Annotated in this window: 14 protein-coding genes and 5 tRNA genes; 9 read left to right on the top strand and 10 right to left on the bottom strand. The window is 68.2% G+C overall.

Annotated elements, in window-relative coordinates:
* Positions 1-166: 166 nt before the first annotated feature.
* Positions 167-1,420 (top strand): DUF222 domain-containing protein, encoded by a 1,254-nt coding sequence (locus AB0J95_RS50915; protein ID WP_364773977.1) that lies wholly within the window; start codon positions 167-169, stop codon positions 1,418-1,420.
* 95 nt (positions 1,421-1,515) lie between these two features.
* On the opposite strand, the gene AB0J95_RS50920 is transcribed toward AB0J95_RS50915, so the two are convergent.
* Positions 1,516-2,340 (bottom strand): alpha/beta hydrolase, encoded by an 825-nt coding sequence (locus AB0J95_RS50920; protein WP_364773979.1) that lies wholly within the window; start codon positions 2,338-2,340, stop codon positions 1,516-1,518.
* A gap of 118 nt (positions 2,341-2,458) precedes the next feature.
* Here AB0J95_RS50920 and AB0J95_RS50925 point away from each other — a divergent pair, with 118 nt between their 5' ends.
* Together AB0J95_RS50925 and AB0J95_RS50930 are read left to right on the top strand one after the other, a co-directional pair.
* Positions 2,459-5,248 (top strand): BTAD domain-containing putative transcriptional regulator, encoded by a 2,790-nt coding sequence (locus AB0J95_RS50925; protein WP_364773980.1) that lies wholly within the window; start codon positions 2,459-2,461, stop codon positions 5,246-5,248.
* A gap of 56 nt (positions 5,249-5,304) precedes the next feature.
* The gene (locus tag AB0J95_RS50930) at positions 5,305-5,769 is read left to right on the top strand and encodes a hypothetical protein (RefSeq protein ID WP_364773982.1); all 465 of its coding nucleotides are present in this window, start codon (positions 5,305-5,307) and stop codon (positions 5,767-5,769) included.
* 191 nt (positions 5,770-5,960) lie between these two features.
* On the opposite strand, the gene AB0J95_RS50935 is transcribed toward AB0J95_RS50930, so the two are convergent.
* From AB0J95_RS50935 to AB0J95_RS50965, 7 genes are all read right to left on the bottom strand, one after another.
* Positions 5,961-6,043, bottom strand: a tRNA-Ser gene (locus AB0J95_RS50935).
* 3 nt (positions 6,044-6,046) lie between these two features.
* Positions 6,047-6,119, bottom strand: a tRNA-Gln gene (locus tag AB0J95_RS50940).
* 25 nt (positions 6,120-6,144) lie between these two features.
* Positions 6,145-6,216, bottom strand: a tRNA-Gln gene (locus AB0J95_RS50945).
* 1 nt (position 6,217) lies between these two features.
* Positions 6,218-6,293, bottom strand: a tRNA-Leu gene (locus tag AB0J95_RS50950).
* Between the two features lie 18 nt (positions 6,294-6,311).
* A tRNA-Leu gene (locus tag AB0J95_RS50955) sits at positions 6,312-6,384 on the bottom strand.
* 370 nt (positions 6,385-6,754) lie between these two features.
* Positions 6,755-8,008 (bottom strand): aspartate--tRNA(Asn) ligase, encoded by a 1,254-nt coding sequence (gene aspS, locus AB0J95_RS50960; RefSeq protein WP_364773984.1) that lies wholly within the window; start codon positions 8,006-8,008, stop codon positions 6,755-6,757.
* Between the two features lie 281 nt (positions 8,009-8,289).
* Positions 8,290-9,456 (bottom strand): ROK family protein, encoded by a 1,167-nt coding sequence (locus tag AB0J95_RS50965; protein ID WP_364773986.1) that lies wholly within the window; start codon positions 9,454-9,456, stop codon positions 8,290-8,292.
* A gap of 49 nt (positions 9,457-9,505) precedes the next feature.
* Between AB0J95_RS50965 and AB0J95_RS50970 the strand changes: the two genes are divergently transcribed.
* On the top strand, positions 9,506-9,778 hold the full coding sequence (locus AB0J95_RS50970) for a SemiSWEET transporter (RefSeq protein WP_364773988.1): 273 nt from the start codon (positions 9,506-9,508) through the stop codon (positions 9,776-9,778).
* On the opposite strand, the gene AB0J95_RS50975 is transcribed toward AB0J95_RS50970, so the two are convergent.
* The gene (locus tag AB0J95_RS50975) at positions 9,762-11,261 is read right to left on the bottom strand and encodes a peptide deformylase (RefSeq protein WP_364773989.1); all 1,500 of its coding nucleotides are present in this window, start codon (positions 11,259-11,261) and stop codon (positions 9,762-9,764) included. The genes AB0J95_RS50970 and AB0J95_RS50975 overlap by 17 nt on opposite strands.
* A gap of 186 nt (positions 11,262-11,447) precedes the next feature.
* Here AB0J95_RS50975 and AB0J95_RS50980 point away from each other — a divergent pair, with 186 nt between their 5' ends.
* Together AB0J95_RS50980 and AB0J95_RS50985 are read left to right on the top strand one after the other, a co-directional pair.
* Positions 11,448-11,678 carry a hypothetical protein gene (locus tag AB0J95_RS50980; protein WP_364773990.1) on the top strand — a complete coding sequence of 77 codons (231 nt, stop codon included), beginning with the start codon at positions 11,448-11,450 and terminating at the stop codon, positions 11,676-11,678.
* Positions 11,679-11,948: 270 nt separating this feature from the next.
* Positions 11,949-12,728, top strand: coding sequence for an SGNH/GDSL hydrolase family protein (locus AB0J95_RS50985; RefSeq protein ID WP_364773992.1), 780 nt, complete (start codon positions 11,949-11,951; stop codon positions 12,726-12,728).
* On the opposite strand, the gene AB0J95_RS50990 is transcribed toward AB0J95_RS50985, so the two are convergent.
* Complete coding sequence (locus AB0J95_RS50990; RefSeq protein ID WP_364773994.1) at positions 12,729-14,510, bottom strand: substrate-binding domain-containing protein; 1,782 nt, start codon at positions 14,508-14,510, stop codon at positions 12,729-12,731.
* A gap of 429 nt (positions 14,511-14,939) precedes the next feature.
* On the opposite strand from AB0J95_RS50990, the gene AB0J95_RS50995 reads away from it, so the two are divergent.
* The 3 genes from AB0J95_RS50995 to AB0J95_RS51005 are packed head-to-tail and all read left to right on the top strand — an operon-like array spanning position 14,940 to position 18,189.
* A complete protein-coding gene (locus AB0J95_RS50995) occupies positions 14,940-16,271 on the top strand; it encodes a hemolysin family protein (protein ID WP_364773996.1) in 1,332 nt (443 codons plus the stop codon).
* The gene (locus tag AB0J95_RS51000) at positions 16,268-17,311 is read left to right on the top strand and encodes a hemolysin family protein (RefSeq protein WP_364773997.1); all 1,044 of its coding nucleotides are present in this window, start codon (positions 16,268-16,270) and stop codon (positions 17,309-17,311) included. The genes AB0J95_RS50995 and AB0J95_RS51000 overlap by 4 nt, the downstream gene beginning before the upstream one ends.
* Positions 17,311-18,189, top strand: coding sequence for a 3-methyladenine DNA glycosylase (locus AB0J95_RS51005; RefSeq protein WP_364773999.1), 879 nt, complete (start codon positions 17,311-17,313; stop codon positions 18,187-18,189). The genes AB0J95_RS51000 and AB0J95_RS51005 overlap by 1 nt, the downstream gene beginning before the upstream one ends.
* Positions 18,190-18,278: the final 89 nt, after the last annotated feature.

An 18,278-nucleotide genomic window follows, 5' to 3' on the forward strand; every position in this document is an offset into this window, starting at 1 on the left:
GTTTGTGGCCCCCACTTGACAGATGCGATTGCGCAAGCGCCAGGCCATACCGGAGGGACAGGGCACGAAGGCGGGGTCTGTTGCGCTTCGCGTTGATGGGTCACCCACATCGGTGATGGCCTTGCGCAGCGCTGAAATCGTGGGTTGTGCCCGGTAGTATGGAGCTATGCAAGGCAGTGGAAATTATTGGGGTAAAACAAAAGAAGAGATCGTTGCTGCCCTGCAGGCGTCCGAGACTCAGGCCCGGCGGATCCACCATGGACAGCTCGAGCTCGTGGCCTTTCTGAACAACCAAGGTCTCGCCACCGAACTCGGCTACTCCAACCCGGCGGCGCTGCTGGTGCACGCGCTGCGGATCTCGCCCAAGGAAGCCAAACTCCGCTTGGCGCAGGCCGAAGCGCTGTTCCCGAGCATCACCCCCACTGGCTCCGTCATCGAGCCCGCCCTGCCCGCAACCTCCGCCGCTCTGGCCGCCGGAGGCATCGGGTCCGAGGCTGTGGATGTCATCCGCAAGACTCTCAAGGACTTGCCGGATCTGGAGCCGGAGAAGCTCGCGTTGGCTGAGTCCACGATGGTCGCTCAGGCCGCCGAGGACGACCCGAACGCGTTGGCACGCTTCGGCACTAGGGTGCGCAACATCGTGGACCCCGACGGTCCGCCTCCGCCCGATCCGGAACCCAAGCAGCCCGATCGGATGTTGCACATTCGCGCTCGCCGGGATGGTGGCCTTGACTTCCGCGGCCACTTGCCCGCCGAGGATGCCCACCTGCTACACCCGGTGATCAAGAAAGGTGAACAGCGCCCCTCCGACCGCACGGATGACCGGTGCCAGGCCGAGCGCGTGGCCGATGCGTTCGTGGAGACCTTGCGGATGGCAGCCCAGTGCCCGGCCAAGCCCACGAAGAACGGTCTGCGCACCCCGGTCGCTATCACCATCTCCTATGAAGATCTGCTCAAGGAGTTGGATGACCGCATCCTCGTCGGCCCGGACACCTACCTCACCGCGAGGGAAGCTCGGCGGATCGCCTGCGACAGCCACGTGTTTCCTGCCGTGCTGGGCAGCAAGTCCGAGCCTTTGGACATCGGGGTCAGTTCCTACACTGTCCCCGCCCACATCCGCCGCGCCTTGATCCTCAGGGATGGTGGCTGCGCTTTCCCGAGCTGCGGCGTTCCTGCCAGTGCCTGCGACGGGCACCACATCGTCCACTGGCGCAACCACGGTCCGACCAAAGTGGACAATCTCGTTCTTCTCTGCCCCCACCATCATCGGTTGGTTCACCGCAGTGACTGGACCATCCAGATGGTCGACCGCGCCCCGCAGTTCATTCCGCCCGCGTACATCGACCCCAGCCGAACCCCCAGAACCAACTCCGCCCGAAGACCACCACAACCACGAACACCCCTGCCCACCGCCGCCTGACCCAGGGACCCCCATCCCTAGGCGCTGGTGCTGTTGCATGGGGGTGGCCCGGCGGTCAGGCTGCCGGGCCAGGGGGTTGGTGTTGTTGCTTGTGGTCAGTGGGTTGTGGTTTGGGCTGCTTCGATGATGGTGTTGGCGACTAGTTTGGGTTCTGAGACGAGGACTGCGTGGGAGGCGCCGGGGACTTCGGTCGTTTTGGAGTGGGCGCGTTTTGACATGAAACGTTCGGAGGCTGGGGGGATGTTCTTGTCGGCGGTGGGGATGATGCTCCAGGAGGGGATGGTCTTCCACGCCGCGGCTGCGGAGGGCTCGGCGAGGGCGGACTTGGCGATGGGGCGCTGGGTGGCGGCCATCAACCTGCCCTCGGACTGGGGGACGTCCGCGGCGAACTGCTTCCAGAACAGGTCCTGTTTGACGTAGAGGTCCGTGTCGCCGCCTGGGAGGGGGACTTCCTGCAGGGTCTGGCCGAGGGTGCTGCCGGGGAACTTGTTCGACAACTCCACTGCGGACTCGCCGACCTCGGGGATGAACGCGGCCACGTAGACGAGGGCCTTGACGTGGCCCTCCTCGCCCGCCGCGGCGTTGGTGGCGACCTGGCCGCCGTAGGAGTGTCCAACCAGGACAACGGGGCCCTGGACACTGTCCACAAGCGCCTTGATGTAGGCGGCGTCGGAGGCTACGCCGCGGCGGGGGTTGGCTGGGGCGATGACGTTGTAGCCGCGTTGGCGCAGCCGCTCGATCACGCCGTTCCAGCTCGAACCATCCGCGAAGGCGCCGTGGACCAGGACGATGGTGGGTTTTGCCCCGGATGGGTGGCGGTTGTCGGCGTTGGCGGCCGAGGATGCGACACCCGCGGCCCCGAACAGGGCCACAGCGGCGGTGATCGCCGCGGCGCGGGCGAAGTGCGTGCGGATCTTCATGGTTCTCCTCGGCTCGGGCCCCTGTCCGTGCGGCAGGGAATTCGCCCTGGTATCAAGTCTGAGTAGCGCGAGTGGACTAACAGTGATCTTTTAGTGCGGTTGGGTGGGAGGAGGTCGTGTGCAGCAGGTCCCGGCAGTGCGGTTCGGTGTACTCGGCCCGGTGCGCGCCTGGCGATCCGGCGAGGAACTGGACCTCGGCCCCCGCCAGCAGCGGCTGATCCTGGCGATCATGCTGGCCAGGACCGGAAACTGGGTCAGCATGGACGAACTGATCCAGCTGCTGTGGGCCGAAGACGCACCGCCGAGCGCGGTCAACGTCATCCACCGGCACGTCGGACAGCTCCGCCGCCTGCTCCAGCCGACGCTGCCCGCGCGGGCCGCGGGCCGCTGGCTCATCCGGGAAGGCGCCGGATACCGGTTGAAGGTCACCGCCGCGTCGGCCGACCTGCTGGAGTTCCGCGAACGCGTCCGACAGGCCGCCGGCCAGGACGACGCCGACGCGGTCGCCACGTACGGGAAGGCGTTCGAGCTGTGGCGCGGGCCGTGCGCCGACGGTTTGGGGCCCGGACCGGTGTTCACCGCGGTCGACAACGAGGTGGTCGCTGCCGCCAACGACATGGCCAAGGTGGCGTTGCGGTGCGGCCGTGGCCAGGACGCTTTGCCGGTTCTGCGCCGGATCGTGCCGTCGGACCCGTTGAACGAGCGTCTGCACGCCCGGCTGATGGCCGTGCTGGCCGCTTCGGGGCATCAGGCCGAGGCGTTGAACGTGTACCAGGCCATCACCGAGCGCCTGGCTGGGGACCTGGGCATCGATCCCGGGTCTGACCTGCGGTCCGCGCACGCTCAAGTGCTGCGGCAGGACCATGAGGTGGGTGAACCGCGGGCTGGTTTGGCGGTTGTCCGCCCCGCGCAGCTGCCGCTGGACCTGCCCAGCTTCGGCGGTCGGCAGGCGGAACTGACCCGGATGCGCGATGCGGTTCTGGGGGAGGGGACGCCGGTTCCCATCGTCACTGTGGACGGTATGCCGGGGGCGGGGAAGACCACGATCGCCGTGCATCTCGCGCACGACCTGGTCGAGCGGTATCCGGATGGGCAGCTTTACGTCAACCTGCGCGGGTTCGACCCCAGCGGGCTCGCGGTCGAGCCGACCGCCGCTCTTCTGGGCTTCCTGACGGCGTTGGGTGTTCCTGGTGAACTCGTCCCGCCCGATTTGTCCGCGCAGTCGGCGTTGTTCCGTAGTCACCTGGCCGGCAAACGCATGCTTGTCCTGCTGGACAACGCCCGCGACATCGATCAGGTGCTGCCGTTGCTGCCTGGGGAGTCGAGCTGCCTGGTGATCGTGACGAGCCGGGACCGTTTGGTGGGGTTGATCGCGACTGAAGGTGCGCGGCCGTTCACGCTCAACCCGGTGCCGGTGGACGAGGCCCGCGAGATCCTGGAGCTGCGCCTAGGTGCACTGCGCAGCCGTGAACAACCCGAAGCCGTCGACCAGATGGTCGCGGTGTGTCAGGGGCTGCCGTTGGCTTTGGCGATCGTCGCGGCGCGGGCGGAGACGTACCCTGATGTTCCCCTCAGTGAGATCGCGGCCGAGCTCATGTCCGGTTTGGACGCTCTGAGCCTGGACTCGGAGCGCGGAGTGCGGGCGGTGTTCTCGTGGTCGTATCAGGCGTTGAGCCCGATGGCCGCGCGGCTGTTCCGATTGCTTTCCTACCACTGGGGTCCGGACACCGCGGCGCCCGCGTGCGCGAGCCTGCTGGCCGTGTCGGTGCGCGAGGCACAGGCCACGATCGCCGAGCTGAGCCGGACGCGGCTGGTCACCGAGCACGTGCCGGGGCGGTTCCTGTTGCACGACCTTGTTCGGGCGTATGGGATGGAGCTGTCCCAGGAACTGGACTCGCCTTCCGAGCGGGCCGAGGCCGTGCACCGGATGCTGGCGCACTACCTGCATTCCGCGCACGCGGCGAACCTGATGATCGTGCCGCACCAGCTGACCGAACTGGAACCCGCGCCGCACGGGGTGATTCCAGAGCCATGCCGGGATGTCGCGGCCGCGTACCGGTGGCTGACGATCGAGTATCGCGTGCTGTTGATGGGGATCGGGCAGGCGATCGAGTCGGGGCACGCGCGGATCGCCTGGCAGCTCGCGGTCACGCTGTACACCTTCCAGCACCACAACGGTCTGCTGCGGGACTGGGCGGCCGCCTCGCAGGCCGCGGTCACCGCCGCGGACGAGGCAGGCGACGGACTGGGCCGGGTGCGGGCGCGCCGAAGCCTTGCCGGGGCTTATTTCATGTTCGGCGACGGCCAGACAGCGTTGAAACTACTGCACGAGACACAGGCCCTCATCGACGAACTGGGGCTACCAGGGGAAAGCGCGTTCGTCTCACGCGGCATCGCTGAGACACTGGGCGAGGGCCTGCCGAACCTCCCACAGGACAACCCCGCGGCGATGCGGTACTTCCGGCTCGCGATCACCCAATACCGCGAGATCGGGCATGTCCAAGGTATCGCGTACTGCATGGAGGGCTTGGCGAAATGCCATGCCCTGCAAGGAGAGTACGCCCAAGCAGTCGAGTTGCTGAACGAGGCACTGGAGCTACACAGGTCCATTTCGGACTCGGTCGGCGAGGGCTACGTCTTCGTCCGCCTCGCCGACATCGACCTGCGAATGGGCAACCTCGACAACGCCGTGACGCGCCTCGACCAGGCCATCGCACTGCACGTCCGCGGCCGGCACCGGTTCATGACCATCGAGGACCTCGAGCTGCTCGGCGACGTCCGCCTTGCCCGCGACGAACCCGACGCCGCCCGCGCCGCCTGGACCCAAGCCCTCGACCTCTGCACCGAATTCGGCGCCACCGCCAAGGTCACCACTCTCCAGTCCCGCCTCGCCCAGCTCCCAGCCTGACGTGGCAAGGACTTTGGCAAGCCCGATGGCAATGTCGCGTTGCGACGATCCCTGCCATGAAGATGAAAATCGCGGCCCTCGCGGCCGGTCTCCTCACAGCGTTCGCCGTCGCCTCCCCAGCCTCCGCTGCCACCTCTGTCCCAGATGACACGGTAGCGGCCGTCAGCAAACAACCGGGCAACATCGAGCAGGCGAGCGATGGCTGGTGCCACTTCCACAACTGGGGCGGCACGTTCTTCTGCAAGGGCACCGGCATCGACGCGGTGGTCTGGGTCAAACCCGACCACTACCCGCAGGTCTTCGTGATCGGAACCAACTGGCACATGTACAGCCGCTGGTCCACGGCATCAAGCGTGAGCGGCTGGCAGGACATGAAGGGCGCCTGCAACCCGAGCTATGGTCTTCCGGCACGATCCAGCGGCTGGAACATCACCATCGCCTGCGTCGGCACCGACGGCAACTGGTGGCACACCAGCCGCGGCAACGGCAACTGGTCCCCTTGGACCCGCGGCGGTCTCTGACCAGAACAAAAGAAGCGGCCCTGCCTACCCGGCCAGGGCCGCTCACCCCGCCAACCCCCCAGACACCCAACCCCTGCCTAGAGCGCGACCTACGCCGGGCGAAGCCCGGCATTCGGGAGTTTGGGGGGCGTGCCCCAACATGGATCGGACGACGTGGGCCGCGCTATCCCCGGACACACGTCTCCGGAGGGCGGAGGATGCAGGGATCGAACCTGCGCGGCTTGCACCGACCACCGTTTTCGAGACGGATGCCTTCCCACTCGGCCAATCCTCCATGCTGCCCGTCGAGGGGTTGAACCTCGGTCTCCGGGGTCAGGGCCCGGCGTCCGTGCCGGCTGGACCAACGGGCATGGGTGTGGTGTTGGTGTGGTGTTGCTCCCGGGCCAGGGGTCGAACCTGGGCTGCCGGATTCAAAGTCCGGTGTGCTGCCGGTTACACCAACCGGGAGTGGTGCCCCTACCAGGATTTGAACCTGGACTGGACGCGTTCTGAGCGCGTTGCCTCTGCCGTTGGGCTACAGGGGCTTGTCTTGCTGTCCCGCGTACGGTTCCGGGGAGTCGAACCCCGACTGGACTGGCCCTCAACCAGTTGCCTCTACCGTTGGGCTAGAACCGCTCGTCTGTTCATTCACTCCCGCACCGGTGGAAGGAATCGAACCCTCGGGTAACGGGTTTGGAATCCGTTCCGCTTCCAAAGCTCACCGGCCTGAAAAGAGAAAATCGCAGCGCGAACAAAGCCGTGCACATAAAAAGAACCGCCCGGTCCGGTTTCCCGGTGGGCGGCTCCCTGGCGCACGACGCTGGTCACGTCATGGCGGAGAGCCGCAGGTCAGCTGCGATTGCAGCCATAGCAGGAGAAGCTGCGAGGACGACCACAGCACAGCAGATGACTGCTGCGACTGAGCGGTGCGTGCCATGACCTTCTCCTTAGCCGTGAAATCTTGTGGCTCTAGTTTGCCCATGAGTGGCGACCGCGTCAATGGGAATTACGGATTCAATCTGTGGAGGTCCCGGGGGAACAATGTGACCTGCCGGATGTTGCTCACCCCGAGCAACCCGGCCGTCCAGCGTTCCAGGCCCATCGCGAACCCGCCGTGCGGCGGCATGCCGTACCGGAAAGTGTCCAAATAGGACGCATACGGCTCCGGGTCCTCGCCGCGGGCGGCCAGGGCTGCGAGGTAGTCCGCGTGGTTGTGCAGGCGTTGCCCGCCGGTCACCAGCTCCACGCCGCGGAACAACAAGTCGAAACCGTTGGAGTACCCGGGCCGGGTGGGGTCCGGGTGGGTGTAGAACGGCCGCTTCGCCATCGGATAGCCCGTGACGAACAGGAACTCCGAGCCATGCTCCCGCAACGCCCACTCCGACAACGCCCGTTCGTGCGCGGGGGAGAGGTCCACCGCGCCCGAGTCGCCGAGCAGCTCCAAAGCGGCGGTGAAGTGCAGCGATGGGATCTCCTCGGGAACCGTGGGCGGCGCAACGGAAAGCCGGGCCAAAGCGGGCGTGGCGGAGGTGATCATCCCGGCGACGACCGTGCGCAACACGGCCATCACGTCGACATGGGACGAGATGAACCCGAGCTCGGCGTCCAGGCTGGTGTACTGGGCGAGATGCCGCCCGGTGTCGTGCGGCTCGGCCCGGAACACCGGCCCCACCTCGTACACCCGCTCGAATACCCCGACCAGCGCCTGTTTGAACAACTGCGGCGACTGCGCCAGAAAAGCCCGGCGACCGAAGTACGAGACGCCGAAGACCGAGGAACCCGACTCGGTCGCCGACCCGACGATCTTCGGTGTATGTATCTCTGTGAACTCCAGCGAGTCCAATGTGGACCTGAAACCGGCCGCGCTCGCAGCGGTCACCTCGAACTGCCCGCGCAGCAAAGGATGCCGCAACGCGACTGAGGCGTTGTCCAAAATGGTCGGCAGAGTAGCGGAATACCCAGGCCGGTACAGGTCGAAGGGCGGCGGAGCCGACGGGGCGGACAACAAGGACACCGCGGGCGAGGTGAGTTCGGCGCCGCCGGGCGCCTGAGGGTTGGCCACCACCAGGCCGGACACCGAGATCACGGTCTCCTCGGGCACGCCAGGACCGGTCGTGACCACTTGAGCCAGGCCGGAACGGTCGCGCACGACCAGGAAGGTGACGGACTTCAACACGCGCCGGCGGTGCACCCAGCCGGCGATGCTCACGTGCTGGCCGACCCTGGAGGGCAGGTCGGCAGCCAGGACACGGGAGATCATCACAACTCCTCGCGAAGTGAGTGCTGACCCCTTGGGAGTGCGGGCGAGAAGGGAACTCGCGGTGCCACCGCACTTTCACCGCCCGGAGGCGGCCTCGACAAGCCCTGTGACGGGGGCGGGCCGGCGGGGCATTTCCTCCCCGCACTCGGGAGTGTCTTCACCGCGGGACGTGCGACCGCCTTCCCAGCTGCCGGCGGCTCTCTCTGCGCACGCGGTCCACGGCTACTCGGCTCCGTCATCGCGTTGCCGCACAGCCTAAAACGCCGGCGGCGGAAGCGCCTTCAGTTTTTCAGCACCCCGCGTGGGTCGTCCAGCAACGGCTGCAACGCCAGCTCGGCGGCACCCAGCAGCACCGAGTCGGCCAGCTCACCGGGCACGATCGGGGTGTGCGCGAGGTCGGTGAGGAACGCTCGTTCGGCGAGCGTGGACCGGACGACGCCGGGTTCGAGCGTGTAGAGCCGGCCGAGCGTGCCGCCGAGCACGATCCGGTCCGCGTCGACGATGTTGGCCAGGCTCGCCAGCCCGATCGCCAGCCGCGTGTTCACCTGCCGCACCGCCTCCAGGACGGAAACCGAAGGCGCGGCCAGCAAAGCGTCGACGCGAGCGGCGACATCCCGCAGCGAAACGTCAGTGAGCCCGAGCAACCGCAGCAGCGCCAGGTGATCGGCCTCGACCTCGAGGCAACCCGTTGAGCCACAACGACATAGCGCGCCAGCCGGGTCTACGGTGATGTGCCCGGGCTCCATCGCGTACCCGTGCGCACCGGTGAACAGGCGGCCCTCGCTGATCGTCGCCCCACCGAGCCCGACGTGCGCGGTGGTCAGGTACAGCAGTTGAGTGGCGCCGCGGCCAGCACCGTGCCGGTACTCGGCCAGCGCTGCTAGGTTCGCGTTGTTGGCCACCTGCAAGGGAACCGAGCCAAGCCGCTCCCGCATCAGCTCTCGCAACGGAACCCCGGGCCACCCCATGTGCAGCGCCGCCGGAGCGAACCCGTCCGAAGTCCGCACCGGGGAGGAGACCGCCAGCCCAACCCCGAGTACGCCATCGCGGACATACGACGACACGACCGAGGCGAGGTCGTCGAGGGTCTCCGTCGCATGTGGACTCCGCAACGGATGCTCCGACCGGGACAACACCCGGCCACCGAGACCGACCGTGCCGACGGAGAACGTGTCCGCGTCGATGTGCGCGGCGACCACCGTCGGCGCCGAGGGGGAGACCGTCACCAGGTGCGAGGGCCGCCCGCCCTCGCCGGCCGTCCGCGCGCCATTGCGGTCGATCGTGATCAGGCCGAGGTCGTCCAGCTCGCCCAGCAGGTAGCCCATCACGCTGCGGCCCACACCCAGCCGGTCGGTCAGCTCCGCCCGGCTCGCGGTGCCCCCGGCCTCGTGCAGGGCGAGCAGGACCTGGCCGAGCGAGTCCCTCGGCGCTTGTATTCCGCCGCCCATGCTCGTATCGTACCTTTGTACAGCAACTGCACAAACTGAGGGGTTCGCCGTGACCGTCCTGGGCCTGTTCGCGGGTGCGCTGACCACCCTCAGCTTCCTTCCGCAGGTGATCCGGACGATCCGGACGCGCAGCGCGCGCGACCTGTCCTGGCTGTGGCTGCTGATGATGTCGGCCGGGATCGGCGCGTGGTTCGTCTACGGGCTGCTCGGCTCGGACGTTCCGGTCATGGCCGCCAACGGCCTCACCCTGGTGCTCGTCGGCACGCTCGCCGTGCTCAAGGCGCACCAGGAACGGCAGCACGCGCTCAGTACTGCCAGTTGATCCCGCTGCCGCCGTACTGCTCGATCGGGATCGCCTCGGCGCCGGGCGGCAGCCGGTCGGTGTAGAGCTTGCCGTGCAGGTGGTCGATCTCGTGCGCGACCAGCCGCGCCACCCCGCGCTCGAAGATGGTGATCTTGCGCGCGCCGCTGAGGTCCTGGTGCTCGACGTGGATCACCAGCGGCCGGGGGACCAGGCCGCGCACGTCGAAGAAGCTCAGGCAACCCTCGTACTGTTCGTCGTGGTGCTCGCCGTTCTCGATGATCCGGGCGTTGAGCAACATGATCACGTCGTCGGTGCCGGGCGGGAACACGATCGCCGCCGACCGGTCGATGCCGATCTGGTTGGCCGCCAAGCCCATTCCCTTACCGAACGTATGCGCGTGTGCCACCCGTTTGGCGGCGGAGTGCAGCTCCGCGACCACCCGTTTGGCGTCTTCCGCTTCCGCCGGAAGGGAAAACGGCCGCGCGGGCCGGTGCAGGATCGGGTCGTCGGACTGCACCACACCCAGCGAACGCATGACCTGGCTGGGTTTCTCGGCCTCCGGCTCGGTGAGCGCGGCCGGCCGCTGGCGGAAGTGCCACTCCAGCCGGTAACGCGCGTGCATCGGCGGGTCCTCGGTGGTCCACGAGAAGATCCGGCGGGTGCCCGAGCGCTGCTCGTCGATGGCCGTGCGGAACGGCATCGACTCCGCGGTCATCGACGTGTGCAGACCCCAGACCGCCGGATCCAGGTGGTCGGGAAAGTCGAGGCGCATCGACACCAGCCTGGTCGGCAGCCGGATCGCGCGCTGGAACCAGTTGCCCCACTTGTCGTCGCGCACGGTGTACTCGTACTCGATCCACACGCTTTGCCCGGGGTACAACGGGAAATGGCCGCTGTCGTTGGCGAACTGCAGCCACACCTCCTTGAACGCGTCCCGGTCGTGCTGGGCCACCCAGCGCATCGGCTCGGTCCGCTCGATCCCGTACCAGGCCTTGAGCTCCAGCTCGTCCCAGGTCAGCGGCCGGTCCCGGTAGAGCGCGTTGGACAGGTCCGGATCGCCGGGGAACCGGTCCACCGAGATGCGGATCATGTAGCGGGTGATCGGGTCGGCGCCGTTGTTCACCAGGCGCCGCCGCATGACCGCGCGGTAGACCCGGCCGTCGTAGTGCAGTTCGGCGTCGTCGTGCTCGACGAACAGGCTGCCGGTGGACGGTTCGGGCAAGCGCTCCGCAGGCGGTGCCGGACGGGCCATAGCGGGCCGTAGAGCCTCGTGCTCACGCCACGCACGCCGCAGCGCCCCGCCGGCGTTCAACGCGTCGTCAGCGGCCTTGGCGAACTCCCGGGAGGGGCGCTCGTGCCCGCTCTCCACCTTCGAGACGTAGGAACGGCTGTAGCCCATGGCCACCGCGACAGCCGTGCGGGACATCCCGCGCACCTCCCGCCAGCGGCGCAGTTCGCCCACGAACACGTCCTGGTTCGCGGCCTCGTCCTGGGTCGCCATGCTGCCTCCACCCACCCGACCGTGAGTACGCGTGAGCCGACCGTGAGTCCCGTTCGGTCTTCCCTTGCATGCCCGGTCATTGGTGTCCTCGTACCACAGGGATAGCACAGGAGGGCGGCTACCGTGCAGAACACGACGACCCAAGGGACGACCAATCCCACGCCGTCGCGCGGCAGAGGACTTGTCATGAGCAAGCGCGCTCGCAGTGCCCGGCGCCTGGCCAGCCTGCTGACCAGCAAGTCCGGCACCTTCGTCCGTATCTACTACGACCGTCAGATCCGCCGGTACCGAGTGGTGTGGACCAACGGCCCGGACGCCGCCCAGATGTTCACGTTCGCGGTGGGGGCCAGGGACGAGGTCCCCGAGCTGGACGTCTCGACCCTCTTGTGGGACCGGGGAACCAACAACTCCGGATAACAACCAGATCTCGTCAACCGGACGGAGTATCGCGGCTGGACGCCTGTTGTCCAAATAGCTGATGCCGCACCCCTCCCGACACCTCGTCCGGCTGGCGTGTGCCGGTCCGGTCCGTACGGCCGTCAGCCCCCGTGCCGACCGGCCGGACCGGCGTCCATCCTTTTCGCTATCAATACAGGGGAAACGAGACCGGCGGTCAGCGTTGACCGCCGGTTTCTCGTGTGATCAAGGCAAAAACACTCGACCCGGTGAATTGGCTAGGCTGAACGAGTGAACCAGTATCGGTATGTGGCGGTGGGGGACAGTTTCACCGAGGGCGTCGGCGATCCGGGCCCCGATGGGGTGTTCGTCGGCTGGGCCGACCGGTTCGCTGCCTTGCTGGCGGACCGCCGTGTCGATCAGGGTGGCGATCTGGCGTACGCGAATCTCGCTGTGCGTGGGCTTACCACCCGCCAGATTCTGGAAACCCAGTTGACGCCCGCGATAGCGCTGCAACCCGATCTGGTGAGCGCGGTCACCGGGATGAACGACCTGATCCGGCCGCGCATCGATTTCCGGCAGTGCACAGCGGATCTGGACAAGCTGATCGGCGGCCTCGCGGCGACCGGCGCGACCGTTGTCACGGCCACGCTGCCGACCCCCGGCCAGGGCACGCCGTTACCGACTCCGTTGCGGCGTCAGCTGGTCAAGCGGCTGAACCTGTGGAACGCCTTCACCCGCAAGATTGCCGCCACGCACGACGCGCTGTGCCTTGACCTCGCGGTGATGATGCCGCCGGGCATCGGCGGCTGGAGCGAGGACCGCCTGCATCCGGGCCCTGATGGGCATCGCGCCGCCGCGGAGGCGTGCATCGGTTTACTGGACGGCAATCCGCCGCGCCGGCTGGCGGTGACCGAGATCGTGGCGGAGATCCCGGACGACCCCCGGATCGCCGACCAGCTGCGCTGGGCCCGCCAGTTCCTGGTGCCGTGGATGAAACGCCGGCTGCGCCGGCAGTCCAGCGGTGCCGGAATTGTCGCGAAGCTCCCCGGCTACCGCGGTATCGTTTGACTAACTGTCGGCCGAGAGGATCTGGCCGAGGGCGGCGTCGACGCCTTTCGCGTTGGTGAGCACGGAAGACGTGCCGCCCGTCGCCTTGGCGAGGTCGGAAAGTTCTTGCTGGTTCGGGTCCGGGCCCACCGCGATGAAGCTGACCGGGAGCTTCCCCTTGCCCTTGGCCAGGTCCTGCAGCCGGGTGCGGATCTGCTGGTAGGTCAGGCCGCCGTCGTTCGGGCCGTCGGTGATCACGATGATCCGGTTGCGTTTGCCGTCAGCGTAGTTGCCCGATGCGTACTGGTACACGGCTTCCAGGCTCGTGTAGAGGTGCGTCGCGCTCGCGGGGGTCAGGGCGTCGACGGCCGCGTGCAGGGCCGGACGCTGGCTGACCGCGGGACTCGTTGGCGCGAGCTGCTTGTAGGCCTTGTCGCCGTCGAGTTTCCTGGAGAACTCCCAGAGGCCGAGCGACCCGGTGGCCATCCGGTCGGTCAGGCCGTGCAGGGCCTGCCTGACCCAGTCCATTCTGGACTTCCCGTCCCCGCCGTCGGTCGTCATCGAGCGGGACACATCCACCAGCACGGTCACCACCTGGCCGCCGTCCGCGGTGTTGCTCCAGGTGGCGGAGATCTGCTGGGTGGTGTTGGCGTCCGCGGGCACGAGGCTGGTCGTCGCGCTGTCCCAGGTGATCCCGGGCGCGTCGTGCGGGTAGTCCGCGCCGCCCGCGGCCCGCAACCCGGTGCGGTTGAACGACTTCTGCTGCGCGGGTTCCTTGAGGAACTCGCGGAACTTCTGCGCGGCCCGCAGCTGCGTGGGATCCACGCCCTGGCCGGACAACCCGACGAACGGGAAGTCGGCGGCCGGGCTGGGGCCGCGGGCGGCCATCTCGTACAACGGTTTGCGGGTCTGGGTCTTGCCGTCCAGGGCCAGGTTGCGCATGTACAGGTCGACCTCGGTGACCGGCACCGCGCTGTAGGGCGCGCCCTGCACCTTGCCGAAGTTCCCCAGTGTTACCAATGCATCCGTGGTCGAGTTGGGCACGTTCTGCGGGCGTGCGGCGGCGAGCTGGACGAGGTTCTGCTGCACCGCAGGCAGCGTCAGAGTGTCCACAGTGACCGGTCCGGCGCGTTGCGGGCTCGCTCCGGCGATGGCGCACTGCAGGGCGAGCACGCTGGCCGCGTTGTTGTTCGGGTCGGGCATGCCGATGGTGAACTTGCCCCACTCCGGCTTGCCGTAGCGGGCCCAGCCGTCCGGCGCGGTGGTCAACGCGGCCACGTCGCCCCAGGTGAACGAGTTGCCCGAGCTCAGCGGCTTGACCGCCTCCTCGGGCACGGCCAGCACGACCGGGCTGGTCGCGACCGACTCCGGCGCCGAGGCCACGAGCGTGTTGTTGGCCGCGGACAACCGGTTGACCCAGTAGGACGACTCGGGCAGCCAGGCCTGTGGGCGCGGGCCCATCACGGCCGCGTTCCACTCGCCGGACAGGCCGGCGAACACCTGGCTGGTCACCTGCCCGGCGACGTCGATGCGCACGCAGTGGTCGTAGACGACCGTGTTCTGGTCGTTCCACCGCTTCGCCGCGTCCAGGACGGCGACGGCGGCGCTCGGGGCGACGGCGACCCGCAGCACGGAGTCGCCCTCGGGACAGACCTGCGACCCGGCGGCTCTCCGGTCCATGGCGGCGTTGAGCCAGCCGACCCCGAGCCAGCCCAGCACCAGCAGGATGATCACGCCCAGGACCGCCAGCAGCCACTTCGCGACGCCGCGCTGTACCTCGGCCAGCGCGCGGTGTCGAGCCATCGATCTCCGCCCTCTGTGTCTGTCTGTAGTCGCTACCTACTAGTCAGTCGGAATTAACGCTAACAGCACCCACGGAAGGGTCAAGCTTGGTCACTCAGCGTGTCATGACCATTGCAAACCGACACCGGATCGTTATGACCTGGTCACGGGTTCATCGGTTGGGACGATCAGCGGAGGACCCGCCCGCCGCCCGGCGAACTTTGCTCCGGCCGGTCGGCGCAACGCGCCGCGACACTGGGGGTATCCCCCGTCCGTAGGGAATGACCAGCGCCCGAACGGCGTCCTCCCCTACACTGGAAGCGGTCGATTGTGGACCTTTGATCGTTGAGGAGTGAGCTGGTTCGTGAGCGGCGCACCGTCGCCCGGTGGCAGTAGCCAGCCGGGTGAAAGTCCCGGCTGCCATAGTCGCCCGGAAACCGGAGGGGCCCGGTGACCGGAGTATTAGTCGATGTCCTCGGCGTCGCTGCCGTCATCCTGCTGACGTTCGGCACAGCGGTCTTCGTGGCCGCCGAGTTCTCCCTGACCGCCCTGGACCGCAGCCAAGTGGACAGCCACGTCCGCCGGCAGCCCGACCGCCGGGCGCAGGCTGTGCAGAAGGCGCACCGGACGCTGTCGTTCCAGCTGTCCGGCGCACAGGTCGGCATCACCATCACCACCCTGACCACCGGTTACCTGGCCGAACCGCTGATCGCGGAGTGGCTCTCGCCGCTGATGGGCTGGATCGGCCTGCCCGCGGGCGCCGCGCACGGCTTCGCCGTGGCGATCGCGTTGCTGCTGGCCAACTTCATCTCGATGCTGTTCGGCGAGCTGGTGCCCAAGAACATCGCGATCTCCAGACCGCTGGAGACCGCGCGGCACGTCGCCGGGTTCCAGTCGGGCTTCTCCAAGGCGTTGCGCTGGCTGATCAACGGCCTCAACGCCGGGGCCAACTGGCTGGTCCGCCGGCTCGGCGTGGAACCGGCCGACGAGCTGGCCTCCGCGCGTTCGCCGCAGGAGCTGGGCTCGCTGGTCCGGACCAGCGCCGCGCACGGCACGCTCGACCTGGGCACCGCCCGGCTGCTGGACCGGTCGCTGCGGTTCGGCGACCGCACGGCTGAGGAGCTGATGACGCCCCGCGTGCAGGTCGAGGCGTTGAAGGCGGACGCTACCGTGCCCGAGCTCATCGAATTGGCCCGCAGCACCGGGTTCTCGCGGTTCCCGGTCTACGGCGGCGATCTCGACGACGTGCAGGGCATCGTGCACGTCAAACAGGTCTTCGGCGTGCCGCACGCGCAACGGTCGACCACGCCGATGTCGTCGCTGGCCAGCCCGGTGCTGACGGTGCCGGAGAGCCTCGACGGCGACACCCTGCTGGACCGGCTGCGTTCGTCCGGCCTGCAGGTGGCGCTGGTGGTCGACGAATATGGCGGCACCGCGGGCATCGTGACGTTGGAGGACCTGGTCGAGGAGATCGTCGGCGACGTGCGCGACGAGCACGACCGCGGCGAGGTCAGCCCGGTCCGCCCGCTCGGCAAGGACAGCTGGATGGTCTCCGGGCTGCTGCGCGACGACGAACTGGCCGAGGCGACCGGGTTCCGGATGCCGCAGGGCGAGTACGAAACGCTCGCGGGCCTGGTGTTGTCGCGGCTGGGCCGGATCCCCGAGGTCAACGACGAGGTGTTCGTCGGCGGCTGGCGGATCACGGTGATGCGGATGGACCGCCACCGCGTCGCGGAGCTGCGCGTGGCCAAGACCGACGAGGCCCCGGCGGTGGCGCGATGAGCGGCGTCCCGGCGATCCTCGTCTCGATCCTGTTGCTGTGCCTCAACGCGTTCTTCGTCGGCGCGGAGTTCGCCCTGGTCAGCGCGCGGCGCGACCGGCTGGAGGCGATGGCCGAGCGCGGCGTGGACCGCGCCCGGATGGTGATCCGCGCGGCCGAGAAGACGTCGATCATGATGGCCGGCGCCCAGTTCGGCATCACGCTGTGCACGATCGCCCTCGGTGCCCTGGGTGAACCGACCGTGGCGCACTACCTGGAGCAGGTGCTCGAACCGCTGGGCGTGCCGGACGCGGTGGTGCACGGGATCGCGTTCGCGATCGCGCTGCTGATCGTGTCCGTGCTGCACGTGCTGCTCGGCGAGATGGTCACCAAGAACATCGCGATCGCCGCGCCCGAGCGGACCGCGGTCTGGCTGACGCCGTTGCTGGTCGGCTGGGTGCGGCTGACCCGCCCGGTGATCTCGCTGCTGAACCTGATGGCCAACGGCATCCTGCGGCTGCTGCACGTCGAACCGAAGAACGAGCTGGAGTCGGCGTACACCTCGGAGGAACTGGCCAGCCTGATCGCCGACTCCCGGCGCGAGGGCCTGCTGGACGACTCCGAGCACCGCCGCCTCACCCAGACGTTGTCCTCGGCGGGACGGACCGTAGCCGACGTCCTGGTGCCGATCGACTCCCTCACGACCGTGCCCTACCCGCCCAAGATCGGCGACATCGAGGCGGCCGTCGTGTCGACCGGGTTCTCCCGGTTCCCGGTGCGGTTGTCCGACGGCCGGTTGAACGGGTATGTGCACGTCAAGGACGTGCTCGACATGGCAGGCGCGGACGCGGACACCCCGCTGCCGTGGGCCCGGGTGCGGGGCCTGCCGCAGATCCCCGCGGACGTCCGGCTGGACGAGGCGCTCGCCGCGTTGCGCCGGGTGCAGTCCCACCTGGCCAAGGCGGTTCACTCGGACGGGACCGTCCTCGGCGTGGTCGCGCTGGAGGACCTCGTCGAGGAGTACGTGGGCACCGTGCGGGACAGCACGCACATCGGCGAATAATGACCGCTATGACCACCGTGCTGTCCGAGCGGGAGTGGCATGCCCGCAGGGACGCGCATGCCACCCGGATGGCACGGTGGGTCGAGCCGCACCAGCAGCGCAAGGCCCAGGGGATCAAGCACCCCGTGCTGGACTTCCTTTTCACGTACTACTCGTACCGGCCGGCCCGGCTGACCCGATGGCATCCCGGACCCGATGTGGTGCTGGCCGGGGAGTCCGCCTCGGAGTACCTCGACTGGTCGGGGTACGTGCCGGTGCCTTCCGGCGTGACCCTCGACCGCGCGGCTCTGACCGAGACCCGGCGGGCCTCGGTTTCGTTCGTCGTGGGTTTGCTGCGGGCCACCGAGACCCGGGCGCCCCGGCTCGGGTGTTTCGGGTTGCACGAGTGGGCGATGGTCTACCGCGCGGGGTCCATCCGGCACGACCAACCACTGCGCCTGGGTGCGGAGGGCACCGACCGCGTGGTGGAGTCGCTGCCGATCAAGTGCGGGCACTTCGACGCGTTCCGGTTCTTCACCGCACCGGCGCGTCCGTTGAATACCCTGCAGCCCACCCGGGAGGCTCAGGTCGACTTGGAGCAGCCCGGGTGCCTGCACGCCAACATGGACCTGTTCAAGTGGGCTTACAAGCTGGCGCCGTTCACACCTTCCGAGCTACTGGCGGACTGCTTCGAGCTGGCGTCGGACATCCGGGCGCTGGACATGCGGGCATCGCCGTATGACCTCAGTGCGTTCGGGTACTCGCCCGTTCGGATCGAGACCGCTCCCGGGCGGGCCGAGTACGCGCGTCAGCAGGCCTCGTTCGCTGTGCGGGCTGCGCCGCTGCGGCGTCGGCTGATCGAACTGGGAGAGCGCCTCCTCGCCTGGATCGCTACCTAATGGGGATTGATCGGCGTGGCCTCCCACCGATTGTGGTTGGTGGGGGTGAGGCTGGTTGCCGAGCCGCTGGCCGGTGAGCACTGTCATCA

Source organism: Actinocrispum sp. NPDC049592, from assembly GCF_040675465.1.
Taxonomy (GTDB): domain Bacteria; phylum Actinomycetota; class Actinomycetes; order Mycobacteriales; family Pseudonocardiaceae; genus Kibdelosporangium.